1 protein-coding gene is annotated in these 417 nt (G+C 67.4%); it reads right to left on the reverse strand.

Features of this window, described 5'->3' with window-relative positions; translation table 11 throughout:
* Positions 1-417, reverse strand: a 417-nt coding sequence (locus RNB18_RS52795) for a catalase (RefSeq protein WP_311721152.1), incomplete at both ends; no start/stop codon positions are given.

Here is a 417-nt window from a genome sequence, read left to right on the forward strand (position 1 = left end):
CCTTGGTGAGGTCGAACGGGTTGAACCGGTAGTCCGCGGCCTCGGCGGCAGGCATCACCTGGACGTGCAGCGTCCACGACGGGTTGACGCCCCGCTCGATGGCCTGGAGCAGGTCCGTCTGGTGCGAGTTGGCGTCCTTGCCGACCAGCTCGGCGGCCTGCTCGGCGGAGAGGGAACGCACGCCCTGGTTGGTCTTGAAGTGGTACTTGACGAAGAACGCCTCGCCCTCGGCGTTCGTCCACTGGTAGGTGTGCGAGCCGTAGCCGTTCATGTGGCGGTACGAGGCGGGGATGCCCCGGTCGCCCATCAGCCAGGTGATCTGGTGCGTCGCCTCGGGGGCGTGCGCCCAGAAGTCCCAGACGTTGTCCGGCTCCTGACGGCCCGTGAACGGGTCGCGCTTCTGCGAGTGGATGAAGT

It is taken from the genome of Streptomyces doebereineriae, from assembly GCF_031845645.1.
Taxonomy (GTDB): domain Bacteria; phylum Actinomycetota; class Actinomycetes; order Streptomycetales; family Streptomycetaceae; genus Streptomyces; species Streptomyces canus.